Annotated in this window: 8 protein-coding genes; 6 read left to right on the forward strand and 2 right to left on the reverse strand. The window is 69.1% G+C overall.

Annotation, left to right across the window (positions count from 1 at the left end; genetic code table 11):
* Window positions 1-49 precede the first annotated feature (49 nt).
* Entirely contained in the window at window positions 50-1,558 is a 1,509-nt protein-coding gene (locus tag BLP38_RS13000) for a SulP family inorganic anion transporter (protein WP_091358546.1), read from the reverse strand.
* A 123-nt stretch (window positions 1,559-1,681) separates the two neighbouring features.
* On the opposite strand from BLP38_RS13000, the gene BLP38_RS13005 reads away from it, so the two are divergent.
* Window positions 1,682-2,050: a MerR family transcriptional regulator gene (locus BLP38_RS13005; protein WP_091358550.1), complete on the forward strand. Its 369-nt coding sequence runs from the start codon at window positions 1,682-1,684 to the stop codon at window positions 2,048-2,050.
* Between the two features lie 6 nt (window positions 2,051-2,056).
* Here the strand turns inward: BLP38_RS13005 and BLP38_RS13010 are convergent, their stop codons facing one another.
* Entirely contained in the window at window positions 2,057-4,195 is a 2,139-nt protein-coding gene (locus BLP38_RS13010) for an alpha-galactosidase (protein WP_091358553.1), read from the reverse strand.
* 236 nt (window positions 4,196-4,431) lie between these two features.
* On the opposite strand from BLP38_RS13010, the gene BLP38_RS13015 reads away from it, so the two are divergent.
* From BLP38_RS13015 to BLP38_RS13035, 5 genes are all read left to right on the forward strand, one after another.
* Window positions 4,432-6,537, forward strand: coding sequence for an acyl-CoA dehydrogenase family protein (locus tag BLP38_RS13015; RefSeq protein ID WP_091358557.1), 2,106 nt, complete (start codon window positions 4,432-4,434; stop codon window positions 6,535-6,537).
* 35 nt (window positions 6,538-6,572) lie between these two features.
* The gene (locus BLP38_RS13020; protein ID WP_091358561.1) at window positions 6,573-7,190 is read left to right on the forward strand and encodes a DNA-3-methyladenine glycosylase I; all 618 of its coding nucleotides are present in this window, start codon (window positions 6,573-6,575) and stop codon (window positions 7,188-7,190) included.
* Window positions 7,191-7,192: 2 nt separating this feature from the next.
* Complete coding sequence (locus BLP38_RS13025) at window positions 7,193-7,633, forward strand: cupin domain-containing protein (RefSeq protein WP_091358565.1); 441 nt, start codon at window positions 7,193-7,195, stop codon at window positions 7,631-7,633.
* Window positions 7,634-7,636: 3 nt separating this feature from the next.
* A complete protein-coding gene (locus BLP38_RS13030) occupies window positions 7,637-9,934 on the forward strand; it encodes an ATP-binding cassette domain-containing protein (RefSeq protein ID WP_091358569.1) in 2,298 nt (765 codons plus the stop codon).
* A gap of 179 nt (window positions 9,935-10,113) precedes the next feature.
* Window positions 10,114-16,218 carry an Ig-like domain-containing protein gene (locus BLP38_RS13035; protein ID WP_091358572.1) on the forward strand — a complete coding sequence of 2,035 codons (6,105 nt, stop codon included), beginning with the start codon at window positions 10,114-10,116 and terminating at the stop codon, window positions 16,216-16,218.
* Window positions 16,219-16,239 lie beyond the last annotated feature (21 nt).

The following is a 16,239-nucleotide window of genomic DNA, read 5'->3' on the forward strand; positions in this document are numbered from 1 at the left end:
GGGCGCCCCCGGCATCCTTCAGGCCTGCCGCACCACCGTCAACCCCCGATCACTCGCCGGCGCCCAGCTTTCCGCTGAGCCGGCCGTGGAATGCGGATGCCGTGTCGTTCAACCCGACGATCGTCACCGCGGTGCCCATCCGCTCGTACTTGTTCACGATGGCGTCGAGGGCGGCGACCGTCGAGGCATCCCACACGTGCGAACGCGACATGTCGATCACGACGTTCGCCGGGTCGTCCGGGTACGAGAACTGCGTCGTCAGGTCGTTGCTGGAAGCGAAGAACAGCTCGCCGTCGACCGCATAGTGAGCGGTGGATGCCGCGGCATCCACCGTGCGCGTGACGGTCACGAAGTGCGCGACCCGCCGGGCGAACATGATCATCGCCGCGATCACGCCGAGGACGACGCCGATCGCGAGGTTGTGGGTCCAGACGGTGGCGACGACCGTGATGAGCATGACGGCGGTCTCGCTCTTGGGCATCCGGCGGAGCGTGGCCGGGCGGATGCTGTGCCAGTCGAACGTGCCGATGCAGACCATGATCATGACGGCGACGAGGGCCGCCATCGGGATGATCGCGACGATGTCGCCGAGCGCCAGCACGAGGATGAGCAGGAACACGCCGGCGAGGAACGTCGAGATGCGGGTGCGGGCACCGGAAGCCTTCACGTTGATCATCGTCTGGCCGATCATCGCGCAGCCGCCCATCCCGCCGAACGCCCCCGAGAGGATGTTCGCGGCGCCCTGGCCGAGCGATTCGCGGGTCTTCGAGGAGTGCGTGTCGGTGATGTCGTCGACGAGCTTGGCGGTCATGAGCGACTCGAGGAGCCCCACGACCGCCATCGCGAGGGCGAACGGGCCGATGATCTGCAGCGTCTCGAGCGTGAGCGGCACGTTCGGGATGAACAGGGACGGCAGGCTTTCGGGGAGTTCACCCTGGTCGCCGACGGTCGGAACGTTCCACGCGAAGACGACGACGGCCGCGGTCAGCAGCACGATGGTGACCAGGGGAGCCGGGACGGCCTTGGTGAGCCGCGGCATCGCGTAGAGGATGACGAGGCCTGCGGCCAACAGTGGCCAGACGAGCCACGGGATCCCGTTGCCGAACAGCTGCGGCAGCTGGGCGAGGAAGATCAGGATCGCGAGCGCGTTGACGAAGCCGACCATGACGCTGCGCGGGATGAAGCGCATGAGCTTCGCGACGCCCACGAGGCCGAGCAATATCTGGATGGCCCCGCCGAGGAGGACGGTCGCGATGAAGTAGTCCATCCCGTACTCGCGGACGACGGGCGCGATGACGAGCGCGACAGCTCCGGTCGCCGCCGTGATCATCGCAGGGCGACCGCCGAGGAAGGCGATCGCGACGGCCATGATGAACGACGAGAAGAGCCCGACGCGGGGGTCGACGCCCGCGATGATCGAGAACGCGATCGCCTCGGGGATGAGGGCGAGGGCGACGACGAGTCCGGCGAGGACTTCCCGCGTCAGCAGGCGCGGGCTGCGGAGGGCCTGCAGCACTGTCGGTTCGATGCGCGGGCGCACGGGAGTGGTGGCGGTCATGATGACTCCGTCGAGGAGGGGTGCGCACAGACCCGGTGCCGGCGCGGAAGAATGGGGGCGCGCAGATCGCGCACGACCAAACCTAACGTAACGTGAGGTTTGCTGTCCACCCGAGGGGAACGCATGACCGACGACACGATGCGCATCGGCGAGGTCGCCGAGCGGACCGGGCTCTCGTTCCGCACCCTCCGCCACTACGACGAGATCGGCCTCGTCACCCCGTCCGCGCGCACCGACGGCGGCTTCCGTCTCTACACGGAGGGCGACGTCGCCCGCATCCTGCTCATCCGTCGCATGAAGCCGCTGGGCTTCACCCTCGACGAGATGCGGGACCTCCTCGAGGTCGTCGACGCGATGGCGGGGGATGCCGACGACCCGCAGATCCGTGCCCGCCTCGACGGCGTCCGCGCCGAGGCCGCGGCACGGCGCGAGAAGCTCCGTCGTCAGGTCGAGATGGCCGACGAGTTCCTCGACCAGCTCGAACGGATCTGACGGACGTCAGACCGCGGTGACCTCGACGACGACGGACTGCTGAGGGTTCTGCACGGGCGGACGTACACCGACGACGGCGAGCTGACGCCCGGTCATCACGGTGTCGTGGTGCGCCCATTCGAGCGGCGACTGCGCGGGGGTCTCGACGATCCCGCCCGGCGTGACGAGCTGCACACGGTAGACGCGGTCCGCGTCGAGTCCCGGCAGGCGCACGCGGCCGGTGGGCGAGGAGATGAGCGTCTGCGTCTGCGTGATCGTGAAGAAGGCGGATGCCGCGTCCTCCGCGACGACGCCGCGGACGTCGAGCCCCGGGTCGGCCACGTCCGCGTTGACCAAGCGGCCCGTCGCGACGAGGGGGCGCACCCGTTTGGCGAGGGCGACCCACGCGCCGACGGTCGCGGCATCCGTCTCTGACAGCGTCGTGACGTCCCACTCGATGCCGAAGTGGCCGAACAGGGCGACGGCGCCGCTCATCGTGAGCGACACGGTGCGGCCGGTGGAGTGAACGTGCGGGGTCGTCAGGTGCATGCCCATCATCTCGGGCGGCACGACGAGCGCGGTGTAGCGCTGGTTCTCGAGGCGCTCGACCGGGTCGAGGCAGTCGCTGGTCCAGATGCGGTCGGTGCGGTCGAGGATGCCGAGGTCGACGCGCGCGCCGCCCGAGGCGCAACTCTCGATCTCGAGGCCCGGGTGGGCGGCCTTGAGCTCGTCGATCAGGCGGTAGACCGCGAGGGTCTGCGCATGGACGCGGGCCGCACCGCCGGGACCGGCGGCGGCGTCGACGAGGTCACGGTTGTGATCCCACTTGATGTACGCGATCGGGTACGCCGCGAGGATGTCCGAGATGACCTGGCGGATGTACGCGTAGGCCTCGGGGTGCGCGAGGTTCAGCACCTGCTGCTGACGCGCGGACGGTGGCAGGTCGGTGCGGCCGCGGAGGATCCAGTCGGGGTGCGACCGGGCGAGGTCGCTGTCGGGGTTGACCATCTCGGGCTCGAACCAGAGGCCGAACTCCATCCCCTTCGCGACGACGTGGTCGGCGATGGGATGCAGGCCGTCGGGCCAGACGGTGTCGTCGACGTACCAGTCGCCGAGGCCCGCGGTGTCGTCGCGGCGGTGACGGAACCAGCCGTCGTCTAAGACGTAGCGCTCCACGCCGATCTCCGCCGCCGCATCGGCGAGGGCGATGAGTTTGGGCAGGCGGTGGTCGAAGTAGACCGCCTCCCACGTGTTGAGGGTGATCGGCCGAGGGCGGGTGGGGTGCTGAGGGCGTGCTCGCCACTCTTCGTGGAATCGCACCGCGAGCTCGTCGAGGCCGTCTCCCCAGGAGCCGAGCAGTTCGGGCGAGGAGATCTCCTCGCCCTGCGCGAGACGGATCTCGCCGGGCAGGTAGAGCTCGCCCGCCCCGAGGAAGGACTCACCTGTCGGCATCCGCTCCGCGAAGATGCGGGAGTTGCCGCTCCAGGCAAGGTGCGCGCCGTGCACGGTGCCGCGCTCGAACCCGAACCCGGGCGTGCCGGCAGCCAGCAGCAGGGTGAAGTCCGCCCCCGGACGGCCGCGACGCGACTCACGCACGTGCGTACCGAACGTGAGCTCGTGGCGCTGGGCCGAGCGCTCCCGCAGGTGGCGCCCCGTCGTGTCGAGGATCTCGGTCGCGTCCCACGGCAGCGGCAGCGTCGTGTGCAGAGCCTGCACCGTGTAGACGCCCGCACCGTCGTTGCGGACCGTCGTCCGCGCCCGCACGAGTCCGGATGCCGTGACCCGCAGCTCGTGCCGTGCCGACAGCTGCATCTCGCTGTCGGTGAAGTGCAGCTCGAGGGTGTCCTCGGTCGCCTGCAGGTCGGTCAGGGCGAAGAGGGCGCCGACGTCCTCGCCGTCGCGGTGACCCTCGAGGGTCGGCGTTCCCGCCCAGCCGGATGCCGCGGTTCCGACGACGCCGAGGCGCACCGTGCGGTCGAGCCCGCCCGAGACCCGCTGCAGACGCGAGGCGGTCGCGAGCGAGACGAGCGTGTCGTGCGGTGCATCGCCGAGATCCGCGCCCCAGTGGACGATGGCCGCGGCGGTGTCGGGCTGCAGGTCGACGACGACGCTGGTGCCGCCGGAACGGAGGTGGACGACGCTCGCGTCGGAGGGGAGAACGGGCATCCCCCAAGTCTGTCAGTCACGCTCCGTGAACGTGCACGCACCGGACGCCGTTCCGGCCCGAGCGAGCTGCCTTTGCGCCGCCCGTGTAGGCGCCGTACAACCCGCCCGGACCACGTCCCCGACGCCACTTGTCGCGATAGCACAACCAACTTGGTGTCGTGTTGGAGGACTCCTACCGTGATTGTCGAACTTCCCTGTCCCGTCGCCGTACCCCGGCGTCCTCAGAAAGGCCAGTGATGACCGACACCGTCGTCCGCTCCTCCACCCCCGCCGCCGACAAGCGCACCCCCGCCGGCGGGGCCCCCACCGCGCCGCACAGCGCCGACGAGGCGCACGAAGCCCGCATCGACATCGACACGGTCGGCGCGATGCTCCGGGGCACGTGGGGCGGGACCCGCCTCACCGTCCGCGAACTCATCAAGGACCCCGCCTACTGGCGCATCGACGGCCAGAGCGTCGCCGAGCACCGCGAGCGCGTCATGGGCCAGGTGCGCCTCCTCGCGAAGAACGGCGGCTCGACCCGTGCCCTCCCGAAGGAGTACGGCGGCGAGGAGGACAACGGTGCCAACCTCGCGGGCTTCGAGGAGCTCGTCCTCGCCGACCCCAGCATGCAGATCAAGTCCGGTGTGCAGTGGGGACTCTTCGGCTCGGCCGTGCTCCAGCTCGGCACGAAGGAGCACCACGACCGCTGGATCCCCGACATCCGCGATGCGAAGCTCCCCGGCGCTTTCGCCATGACCGAGATCGGGCACGGATCGGATGTCGCCGCCATCGGCACGACCGCGACGTACGACCCCGACACCGAAGAGTTCGTCATCAACACCCCGTTCCGCGCGGCGTGGAAGGACTACCTCGGCAACGCGGCCGTCCACGGACAGGCCGCGACCGTCTTCGCGCAGCTGATCACGAAGGGCGTGAACCACGGTGTGCACTGCTTCTTCGTACCGATCCGCACGACCGAGGGCGAGCTGCTCCCGGGCGTGCAGAGCGAGGACGACGGCGTCAAGGGCGGGCTCAACGGCATCGACAACGGTCGTCTCGCCTTCGACAACGTCCGGGTGCCGCGCACGAACCTCCTCAACCGCTACGGCGATGTCGCCGCCGACGGCACCTACTCAAGCCCCATCGAGAGCACCGGTCGCCGCTTCTTCACGATGCTCGGCGCCCTCGTGCAGGGTCGCGTCTCGCTCGACGGTGCGGCGACGATCGCCTCGTCGCTCTCCCTGTACATCTCGCTGACGTACGGCAACCAGCGTCGTCAGTTCGACTCGGGAGCGGGCACCGACGAGGTCGTGCTGCTCGACTACGGCAAGCACCAGCGGCGCCTCCTGCCCCTCCTCGCTCAGAACTACGCGCAGTACTTCGCGCATGACGAGCTGCTGCGCACCTTCGACGGCGTCTTCGGCGGCAAGGCCGACACCCCCGCCGAGCGCGAGAACCTCGAGACCCTCGCGGCCGCGCTCAAGCCGCTCAGCACGTGGAACGCGCTGAACACGATCCAGGAGGCCCGCGAGGCCTGCGGCGGATCGGGCTTCATGGCCGAGAACCGCCTCGTCGGTCTCCGCTCCGACCTCGACGTCTACGTCACCTTCGAGGGCGACAACAACGTCCTCCTGCAGCTCGTCGGCAAGCGTCTGCTCGCCGACTTCGCCAAGCAGTTCAAGGGAGCGGATGCCGCGGCCCTCGCGAAGTTCGCCGTCGGCCAGACGGCGGGCAAGGTCTTCCACGGTGCGGGCCTCCGCAGCCTCGGTCAGACCGTCGCCGATTTCGGATCGACGGCCCGCTCTGTCGAACTCGGCCTGCGGGCCGAGCAGCAGCACGAACTGCTGGCCGGACGCGTCGAGCAGATGGTCGCCGACATCGCCGGCGCGCTGCGCCCGGCATCCAAGCTCCCGGCCGACCAGGCCGCTGCGCTGTTCAACCAGCACCAGGCCGAGCTCATCGAGGCGGCACGGGCGCACGGTGAGCTGCTGCAGTGGGAGGCGTTCTCGGATGCGGTGAAGGGGACCGCCGACGAGAGCACACGTCAGGTCCTCACGTGGCTGCGCGACCTCTTCGGGCTGCACCTCATCGAGAAGCACCTCGCGTGGCACCTCATCAACGGACGACTGTCGACCCAGCGCGGTGCGGCGGTGTCGAAGTACATCGACCGCCTGTGCGCGCGTCTGCGCCCCCATGCGCAGGACCTCGTCGACGCGTTCGGCTTCGCTCCCGAGCACGTGCGTGCACCCATCGCGTCGGGCATCGAGCGGCAGCGACAGGACGAGGCGCGCGCCCACTACGCCGACCTCGCGGCGCGCGGCGAGGCACCTGTGCCGGAGAAGTCGCTCACGGCGAAGTGAGCGTCGGGGGCCGTCGATAGCCTGAGCGCGTGGATATGCGTCTCGGGCCCGACGGCCTCCTTCGTTGCGGCTGGGTCGGCGACGACGCCGAGTACCGTCGGTATCACGACGAGGAGTGGGGTCGCCCCCTGCACGGCGATCGGGCCCTCTTCGAGAAGATGAGCCTCGAGGGGTTCCAGGCGGGGCTCTCGTGGATCACGATCCTCCGCAAACGACCCCGCTTCCGCGAGGTGTTCGCCGGCTTCGATCCCGAGACCGTGGCCGCCTTCGACGAGTCCGACGTCGAGCGCCTCATGGGGGATGCCGGCATCATCCGCAACCGGGCGAAGATCCTCGCCACCATCGGCAACGCGAGACTCGTCACCGACATGGCCCCGGGCGAGCTCGACGCCTTCATGTGGTCCTTCGCCCCGGCATCCCATCGTCGGCCGGCCTCGTTCGCGGAGGTGCCGGCCACGACGACGGAGTCCGACGCGATGTCGAAGGCCCTGCGCAAGCGGGGATTCCGATTCGTCGGCTCCACGACGATGTATGCGCTCATGCAGTCGTCGGGGATGGTCGACGATCACGTCGTCGGATGCCATCGCGCGGGGTCGCCCTTGTCCGAGGGGTCCGGTTCCCGGGAACATGTGGAGACGGCGGCGGAAGGGTGAACATGGCAGGGTACGAGATCACCGAGATCGGCGGGCTCGACCGGTGGCGCGACCACTTCGGCGGATTCGTCCCGGCACGCTCGCGCGACGGTCGGCGCGTCGTCGACCACGAACTCGCGATGCAGTACATCGGGCTGACCGCCAACGCGCTCGAACCGGGTGAGGAGGCCGGCTACTGGCACTCCCACTCGCAGGTCGAGGAGCTCTACGTCTTCCTCGAGGGGCGCGGCCAGATGGGGCTGGACGACGACCTGGTCGACGTGGGGCCCGGCTCGGTCGTCCGCGTGGGACAGGGAGTGTGGCGGACGTGGCGCGCCCACCCCGACAGCCCCGGTCAGCTCCGCTGGCTGTGCATCCGCGCCGGCGGCGAGGAGCTCCCCGGGGTGCCGTCTGATTCGACGCGCGACGAGCGGCCGATGCCGTGGTCGACGCCGGAGGGGTGAGTCGTGGCATCCGACAGTCACGTCGCTGACGCGCACGACGTCATCCGCGTCCTCGGCGCGCGGGAGAACAACCTCAAGGACGTCGACGTCGAGATCCCCAAACGACGCCTGACGGTGTTCACCGGCGTGAGCGGGTCGGGCAAGTCGTCGCTCGTGTTCGGGACGATCGCCGTCGAATCGCAGCGTCTCATCAACGAGACGTACCCGACGTTCGTCCAGCAGTTCATGGCTCAGCTGAGCCGTCCCGACGTCGACGGACTCGAGAACATCAGTCCCGCGATCATCGTCGACCAGGAGCGGATGGGAGCCAACGCGCGGTCGACGGTCGGTACCGTGACCGACGCGTATGCGATGCTGCGCCTGCTCTTCAGCAGGCTCGGCCAGCCGCACATCGGATCACCGCAGGCGTTCTCGTTCAACATCCCGTCCGCTCCGGGTGCCGACACCGTCACCGGCGGCATGTGTCCGCGCTGCGAGGGGCTCGGCGAGGTGAGCGACGTCGACCTCGACGAGCTGTTCGACAGTTCGAAGTCCCTCTCCGACGGAGCGATCACCGTTCCCGGCTACAACGTGGACGGGTGGATGGTGCGGATCTTCACCGAGTCCGGGTTCCTGGATGCCGCGAAGCCGATCGCCGCCTATTCGGCGGATGAGCGCGCGGACTTCCTCTACAAGGAGCCCACGAAGGTGAAGCTCCAGAACATGAACATGACCTACGAGGGTCTCGTTCCGAAGATCACGAAGTCGTTCCTTCAGAAGGACCGTGAAGCGCTGCAGCCGCACATCCGCGCGTTCGTCGACCGTGCCGTGAAGTTCCTGCCGTGCCCGGACTGCGGTGGCAGCCGTCTGAACGAGGGCGCGCGCTCCTCGAAGATCGGCGGCGTCGATATCGCACAGGTCTCGGCGATGCAGATCACCGATCTCTCGGCCTGGCTCGACACCGTCGACCCGACCTCCATCGGTCCGCTGCTCTCGTCGCTCAAGCGGGTCATCGCCTCGTTCATCGACATCGGCCTCGGCTACCTCTCACTCGATCGCTCATCCGGCACCCTCTCGGGCGGCGAGGCGCAGCGCACGAAGATGATCCGACACCTCGGCTCGGCGCTGACGGACGTCACCTACGTCTTCGACGAGCCGACGGCGGGACTCCATCCCCACGACATCCAGCGCATGAACGAGCTGCTCCTGTTGCTGCGCGACAAGGGCAACACCGTCCTCGTCGTCGAGCACAAGCCCGAGGTCATCGCGATCGCCGACCACGTCGTCGATCTGGGACCGCAGGCGGGTTCTCGCGGCGGTCGGATCATGTACGAGGGGGATGTCGCGGGTCTCCGCGCCTCCGACACCCTGACGGGGCGGCACCTCGACCACCGCGCCGCCCTGAAGGCGAGCACGCGCACCGCGACCGGATCCCTGTCTGTCCGGGGTGCAACGCAGCACAACCTCACCGGCGTCGACGTCGACATCCCGCTCGGGGTGCTCACGGTCGTCACGGGCGTCGCGGGTTCGGGCAAGTCGTCGCTCATCCACGGGAACGTCCCCGCCTTCGACGATGTCGTGGTCGTGGACCAGTCGCCGATCAAGGGATCGCGCCGCTCGAGCCCCGCCACCTACACGGGGGTGCTCGACGGCATCCGCTCTGCGTTCGCCAAGGCCAACGGCGTCAAACCGTCGCTGTTCAGCGCGAACTCCGAGGGGGCGTGTCCCGCCTGCAAGGGGCTCGGCGTCATCATCACGAACCTCGGCTACACGCAGAGCGTCGAGACGCGCTGCGAGGTGTGCGACGGGTCGGGGTTCAGCGACGCCGTCCTGGAGTACACGCTCGACGGCAAGAACATCGCCGAGGTCCTCGCGATGTCAGCGGAGGAAGCCCACGGGTTCACGACCGGACCGGCGAAGACGACTCTCGCCAGGATGATCGACGTGGGTCTCGGGTACATCACCCTCGGGCAGGCGCTGAACACCCTGTCGGGTGGCGAGCGACAGCGCCTGAAGCTCGCGATCGCCATGGCGAAGAAGGGTGCGATCTACGTCCTCGACGAGCCGACCACGGGTCTGCACCTCGCCGACGTCGACAACCTGCTCGCCCTGCTCGACCGATTGGTGGATGCCGGCAACTCCGTCATCGTCATCGAGCACCATCAGGCGGTCATGGCCCACGCGGACCACCTCATCGACCTCGGGCCCGGCGCGGGACGAGACGGCGGGCGCATCGTCTTCGAGGGGACGCCGGCGGCGCTGGCGGAGGGGCGGTCGACGCTGACGGGCGAACACCTGGCCCGGTACGTCGGGGCCGTCTGACGCGGCTCAGCCCCGTCGGACGAAGAAGCATAGATGGGGAGAAGTCCCCACGTCACGCGCTCGCCCTCGATTCGTCACTCATTTATCCTTAATGGCGTCCACACCTCGACGCACCCGGCCTGTCCTGCCGAGTGCCGTCGGCACTGCACGCATGTCTGCCTGGGGGAGTCAGAGCGCTCATGATGTCATTCGGCTGGTTGCGATCCCGCCCCAAGACGTTCGCGTCGATCAGTGCGGTGACCGCGGCCGTCGTGGCTGTCAGCGTCCTCGCTCTCACCTACGAGGGTGAGCCGACGACCGAGGTCGACCTCAACGACGGCGGCGTGTGGCTGACCAAGCAGACGAGCCTGCTCGTCGGGCACTTCAACAATGAGTCGCGCATCCTCGACGGCGGTCTCCGCACGCTGTCGGCCGACTACGACATCCAGCAGGCCGGTAACCGCGTCCTCGTCACGGACCAGACCGAGAACACGGCGACGGCGATCGACCCCGCGCGGGTCGTCCTGTCCGACAGCGCCGACCTCGCATCCGGTGCGAAGACCGTCCTCGGCGGACCGACGGTCGCGACGGTCGACGGTGACGGCGGGCTCCGCGCGGCACCCTTCACGTCCATCGCCGCCGTCGGCAAGGAATCGGGCGACCCGATCGCCAAGCTCGGCAAGGGGGCTGTCGTCACCGTCAGCACCGCGGGCATCGTGTACGCCGTCTCTCCCGAGACGGGCAAGCTCTTCGCCTACGCGCCCGGCGCGGACGGCAGCTTCGTGCAGACGGCGGAGCGCGATCTCGAGGGGATCGACAAGGGCGACGAGCTCGCGATCAGCGCGGTCGGCGGCGTGAGTGTCGTCCTCGACCGGACCACGTCGGTGCTCTATTCGAGCGACGGCCTGCAGACGGAGGTTCCGAAAGACGCGGTGCTCCAGCAGCCGTCCAACGTGACCGACTCCGTCACCCTCGCCACCCCGACGCAGCTGGTGCGTGTCCCGCTCGGCGGCGGGGATGCCGTCGTGAAGGATGCCGAAGGCGGCGGAGGCAACCCGGCGCAGCCGGTCCACGTCGCCGGCTGCGCCTACGGCGCGTGGTCCGGAACCGGCGCATTCATCCGTGACTGCGACGGCGAGGAGAACGACCTCGCCAAGACGATCAAGGGCGTCGACGGCAAGAGCGATCTCCGCTTCCGTGTGAACCGCGACGTGGTCGTGCTGAACGACGTCTTCGGCGGCGGCGCGTGGATGGCCAGCGACGCGCTGCAGCAGGTGGACAACTGGGAGGACATCACTCCTCCCGAGGGCGAGGGCGAAGAGGAGGAGGAGACGACCGAGGAGACGATCCAGACGACTCTCCCCGAGCGGAGCGAGCAGAACACGCCGCCCGTGGCCGAGGACGACCGCTATGGCGTTCGTCCGGGCCGCACCACGGTGCTCCCGGTCCTCGAGAACGACCTCGACGCAGACGGCGACGTGCTCGTCGCCAAGGTCGTCACACCGCCGTCGACCGGCGAGGTCATCCCCATCTACAACGGCACCGCCCTCCAGATCGCGATGCCCGAGGACGCGACCGGGACGACGAACTTCACCTACGAGGTCTCGGACGGCCGCGGGGGCAAGGACAGCGCCCGGGTCTCGCTGACGGTGAAGCCGCTCTCCGAGAACTCCCCCCCGGTGCAGAAGCGCAAGACGGCCATCACCGTCGAGACGAACGGTGTCGTCTCGTACAACGTCCTCAGCGACTGGGTCGACCCGGACGGCGACGACATCTTCCTCCAGTCGGTCAGCCCCGACGGCGGCGACGAGGCCGAGTTCACTCCGGACGGTCAGATCACGTACCGGGCGATCGGCGGTACTCAGGGCCGCAAGGACGTCCCGATCTCCGTCTCGGACGGGAGCGAAAGCACTGCCGGAGTGGCGCGGTTCGACATCCGTCCTCTCGGCACGACGTTGCCGGTCACGAACGCCGATCACGTCGTGACGCGTCCCGATCGTCCCGTCACGGTGCGTCCGTTGACGAACGACACGAGCACGGGCAGCGAGCAGCTGCGCCTGACCCGCGTGGACGACGTCGAAGGGGGGACGGTCGGCCGCGACTACCCCGACAAGTCGTTCACGTTCCGGTCGTCGAAGGTCGGCACGTACTACGCGACCTACCTCGCATCCGCGGGCCCCAACTCCGCTCCGGGCATCGTTCGCATCGACGTCCTTCCCGAAGAGGATGCCGACGTCGCCCCCATCGCGGTGCGCGACGTCGCACTCCTGCCCGCCGGCGGAGACGTGCTCGTCAATGTGCTCGGCAACGACACCGATCCGCAGGGCGGCATCCTGGTCGTCCAGTCGGTCTCGGTCGACGAGGATGCCGGTGTCGCCGCCGCCGTCCTCGGTCACGAGACCGTGCGCGTCAGCGACCAGGCGTCGCTCGACAAGCAGGTCCGCTTGACCTACACGATCTCCAACGGGGAGCAGTCCGCGCAGGGCGAGATCATCGTCATCCCGGTGCCCGCACCCGAGAAGCTCCGGCCGCCGATCGCCGTCGACGACGAGGTCGTCGTGCGCGCCGGCGACGTCGTGACCATCCCGGTGATGGACAACGACTACAGCCCGAACAACAGCGAGATCCACGTCTCGCCGGACCTCGTCCCCCCGCTCATCGACGAAGCCGACGGCGACCTGTTCGTCTCGGAGGACACGTTGCGCTTCCGCGCCGGGCCCGAAGCGAAGACGGTCAACGCGACCTACGAGGTCGTCGACGAGACCGGTCAACGGGATGCCGGCTACGTCACCATCCGCATCCTGCCCCGCGACGACAAGGCGAACGCCGCTCCGCGTCCCCGCGACGTGACCGTCCGGACCCTCAGCAACTCGGCCGTGACGGTGCCCATCGACCTCAACGGGATCGACGCGGACGGCGACTCGGTCGAACTCGTCGGGCTCGCGTCGGCGCCGCAGAAGGGGCAGGTCTCGGCGATCGAGGCGGACTCCTTCACCTACACGGCGTTCGAGGACTCCGTCGGCGTCGATCGATTCCAGTACCGGGTGCGTGACGCCCTCGGCAAGGAGGCGACCGCGACCGTCGAGGTCGGCGTCGCCCCGTCTCCCACCACCAACCAGGCCCCGTATGCGGTGCGCGACTCGATCACCATGCGTCCGGGACGGACGGTGGCCGTCGACGTGCTGAAGAACGACTCGGACCCCGACGGCGATAAGTTCGGCTTCGCCGAGAACGCCGTCGAGGCTGCGGACGTCCCGGGTCTGAGCGCGAAGGTGTCGGGACAGCAGCTCCTGATCACGGCCCCCGACGAGCCGATGCAGACGAGCGTGCTCTACACGATCGCCGACGAGCGCGGCCTCAGCGCGACGACGTCCGTGCAGGTCACGGTCGATCCCGACGTTCCCCTCGCCCGCCCCATCGCGCGGGACGACCGCGTCCTGCCGGAGCAGGTGCAGGAGGACGGCAGCGCGGTGGTCGACGTGCTCGCGAACGACGACGACCCCGACGGCACGCGTTCCGCGCTGAAGGTGTCGCTCGGCACCGGCGGTGAGGCGGCCCGCGTCGGATCCGGCGGTCAGGTCAGTCTGGACATCACCGACGAGCGTCAGCTCATCACCTACTTCGTCACCGACGAGGATGATCAGGTCGCCGCGGCCTTCATCCACGTCCCGTCGTTCCAGGACCTGCCCCCGACCCTGATCTCGACCGAGCCCGTCACGGTCAAAAGCGGTGAGACGATCGAGCTTCCGCTGTCCGAATACGTCCGTGCGTCCGGTGGCGGGAATGTCGTGATCACCGAGGCGGAGAAGGTGGCCGCTGCGCACAGCAACGGTGCGAACCTCGTCAAGGACGAGTCGACGCTGACCTACACCTCGGCGGAGCGCTACTTCGGTTCGGATGCCCTGACCTTCGAGGTCACCGACGGGAACGGTCCCGACGACGCGGAGGGCCGCAAGTCCACCCTCTCCATCCCGATCACGGTGCTCCCGCCCGACAACGTCCCGCCGACCATGACCGGCGCGTCGATCTCGGTGGCGCCGGGTGAGGAACCGACGACCCTCGGTCTGCGGGAGCTGGCCTCCGATCCCGACCCGGGCGACATGGACAAGCTCCAGTTCTCGCTCGCGTCCGACGCCCCCGGCGGCATCGACGCCTCGATCGACGGGCAGACCCTGCGGGTGTCCGCTCAAGCGGACGTCAAGAAGGGCACCCGGTTCTCGCTCACGGTGCGCGCCACCGACGGTCAGACGGAACCCGTCGATGCGAACATCCAGGTGACGGTCACCGCCTCCACGCGCGAGCTCCCCTCCGTGAACGACGACGTCGTGGCACAGGCGGATCAGGGCGAAACCGTGTCGATCGACGTGCTGAAGAACGACGTCAACCCGTTCCCCGAGAAGCCTCTCGAGATCGTCAGCACGCAGATCGAGACGGGCGCGGTGACCTCCGTCGACGTGTCGGGCGGCTCCGTCAGCGTGACCACGGACAAGGACTTCGTCGGGAACGTGGTCGTCCGGTACACCGTGCAGGACGCGACGGGCGACGCCGATCGACGTGTCGACGGCCGCATCCGCATCACGGTCCAGGGGCGCCCCGATGCGCCCGGCAAGCCCACCGTCACGACGGTCGAGAGCCGCACGGTGGTTCTCAGCTGGACGCCCCCGGTCGACAACGGCCGCCGGATCGAGAAGTACACCGTGACCTCGACGGCCGGTGGGTACACCCGCGACTGCCCGTCGACGACGTGCACCCTGGACGGGCTCACGAACAACGTCGAGTACAACTTCGTGGTGACGGCGACCAACAGCGTCGGCGAGTCCGAGCCGTCGGTGCCGTCTGAGACCGCCCGACCCGACGTGCGGCCCGACCAGCCCGCTCCGCCGGCCTTGACCTTCGGCGACCGCAGCCTCGACGTCAGCTGGACGGCGCCGCGCACCGAGGGCTCGCCGGTCGAGAGCTACACGCTCGAGATCTCGCCCGCGCCGCCGTCCGGGGTCGCGCAGCGGACCGGCGTCACGACGACCCGCGTCACGTGGGATGGTCTGCAGAACGGCGTCGAGTACCAGGTCCGCGTCCGCGCGCACAACCGTGCGCCCGAGCCGTCTGACTTCTCGCAGTGGTCCGCCGGGGAGATCCCCGCGGCCCCGCCGGCGACGGCCGGCGCGCCCACGGTGGCGCGGATGGAGCCCGTCGGCAACCGCGCGCAGATGCGCGTCTCGTGGAACCAGCCGGCCGAGAACGGCGACGCCATCTCGGGGTACGAGCTCCGCGTCATCCGCGGCGGCAGCGTGGTCGACACTCTGTCGGTCTCGGCGGGACAGACGAGCCAGGCCGTCGTCGTCGACACGTCGGAGACGAATTACACCTACAGCATCCGCGCCCGCAACAAGGCGGGCTGGGCGGAGTGGAGTGCGCCGTCCGCGCCGCGCCGCGCCTTCACGCCGCCGGGAGCGCCGACCGGTGTGACCGCGGGTGAAGGGGACAACCGGGTCACCGTGCGGTGGCAGCCGGGTGCGTCCAACGGAGCCAGCTCGAGTGAGATCCAGTACCAGTACAACGTCGGCGGCGGTTGGCGAGCGGACTGGGTTCAGGGTGGCGGCTCGGGTACCTCTGGCACGATCGGCAACGGCGCGGTGAACAACAACGGCGCCTACACGGTGCAGATCCGCGCCGTGGCCACCGCCGACGGCACGACCTACGAGGGTGCGGCGTCAGCGGCATCCAACCAGGTCCGTCCTTATGGGCAAATCGGGAACCCGTCGGCGAGTGCCAACCGCGTCGGGGACGGCCAGACGATCCGCATGAGCTGGTCCTCGCCTGGACCCAACGGGCGGCCGGTCACGACCGAGATCCGCACGGGAGATGGACGAGGCTGGCGAACGGTCGCCGCGTCCGGCACCGAGGACTACGCGCTCGGTTACAGCGTGACGCGGACCATCGAGGTGCGCACCAGCGCCGCGGGCAGCACCACGACGACGGCGCAGGCGAGTGCGACGACGGTCGATGCGCCGCCGCCGCCGCAGCCGCGGGTGTGGGTCACGCAGGGATCGGCCGACGGGAACTGCGTCAACGGATGCCGCCGCTACAACGTCCACTGGGAGAACCTCAACATCGGAACCCGGACCGTCACGTGCGTGAGTGACAACGATGGAGCTTTCTCCAGCTACGGACGGATCAACTTCAACGGCGCAGGCAGCCAGGAACTGACCTGCCACGTTGGTCGAGACGGTCAGAACGTTTGGGTCGACATCGAAGGATGGGGCGATGGCGTCGACACCGAGAAAACCTTCTGGCCACGGCCGTGAACACCTTCGAGAGCAAGGACT

This window comes from Microbacterium sp. LKL04 (assembly GCF_900102005.1).
GTDB lineage: Bacteria > Actinomycetota > Actinomycetes > Actinomycetales > Microbacteriaceae > Microbacterium.

Bases quoted from the DNA above. Each gene is read 5' to 3' on its own strand.
- BLP38_RS13000 (WP_091358546.1), bottom strand. From the start codon at position 1,558: ATGACCGCCACCACTCCCGTGCGCCCGCGCATCGAACCGACAGTGCTG.
- BLP38_RS13005 (WP_091358550.1), top strand. From the start codon at position 1,682: ATGACCGACGACACGATGCGCATCGGCGAGGTCGCCGAGCGGACCGGG.
- BLP38_RS13010 (WP_091358553.1), bottom strand. From the start codon at position 4,195: ATGCCCGTTCTCCCCTCCGACGCGAGCGTCGTCCACCTCCGTTCCGGC.
- BLP38_RS13015 (WP_091358557.1), top strand. From the start codon at position 4,432: ATGACCGACACCGTCGTCCGCTCCTCCACCCCCGCCGCCGACAAGCGC.
- BLP38_RS13020 (WP_091358561.1), top strand. From the start codon at position 6,573: ATGCGTCTCGGGCCCGACGGCCTCCTTCGTTGCGGCTGGGTCGGCGAC.
- BLP38_RS13025 (WP_091358565.1), top strand. From the start codon at position 7,193: ATGGCAGGGTACGAGATCACCGAGATCGGCGGGCTCGACCGGTGGCGC.
- BLP38_RS13035 (WP_091358572.1), top strand. From the start codon at position 10,114: ATGATGTCATTCGGCTGGTTGCGATCCCGCCCCAAGACGTTCGCGTCG.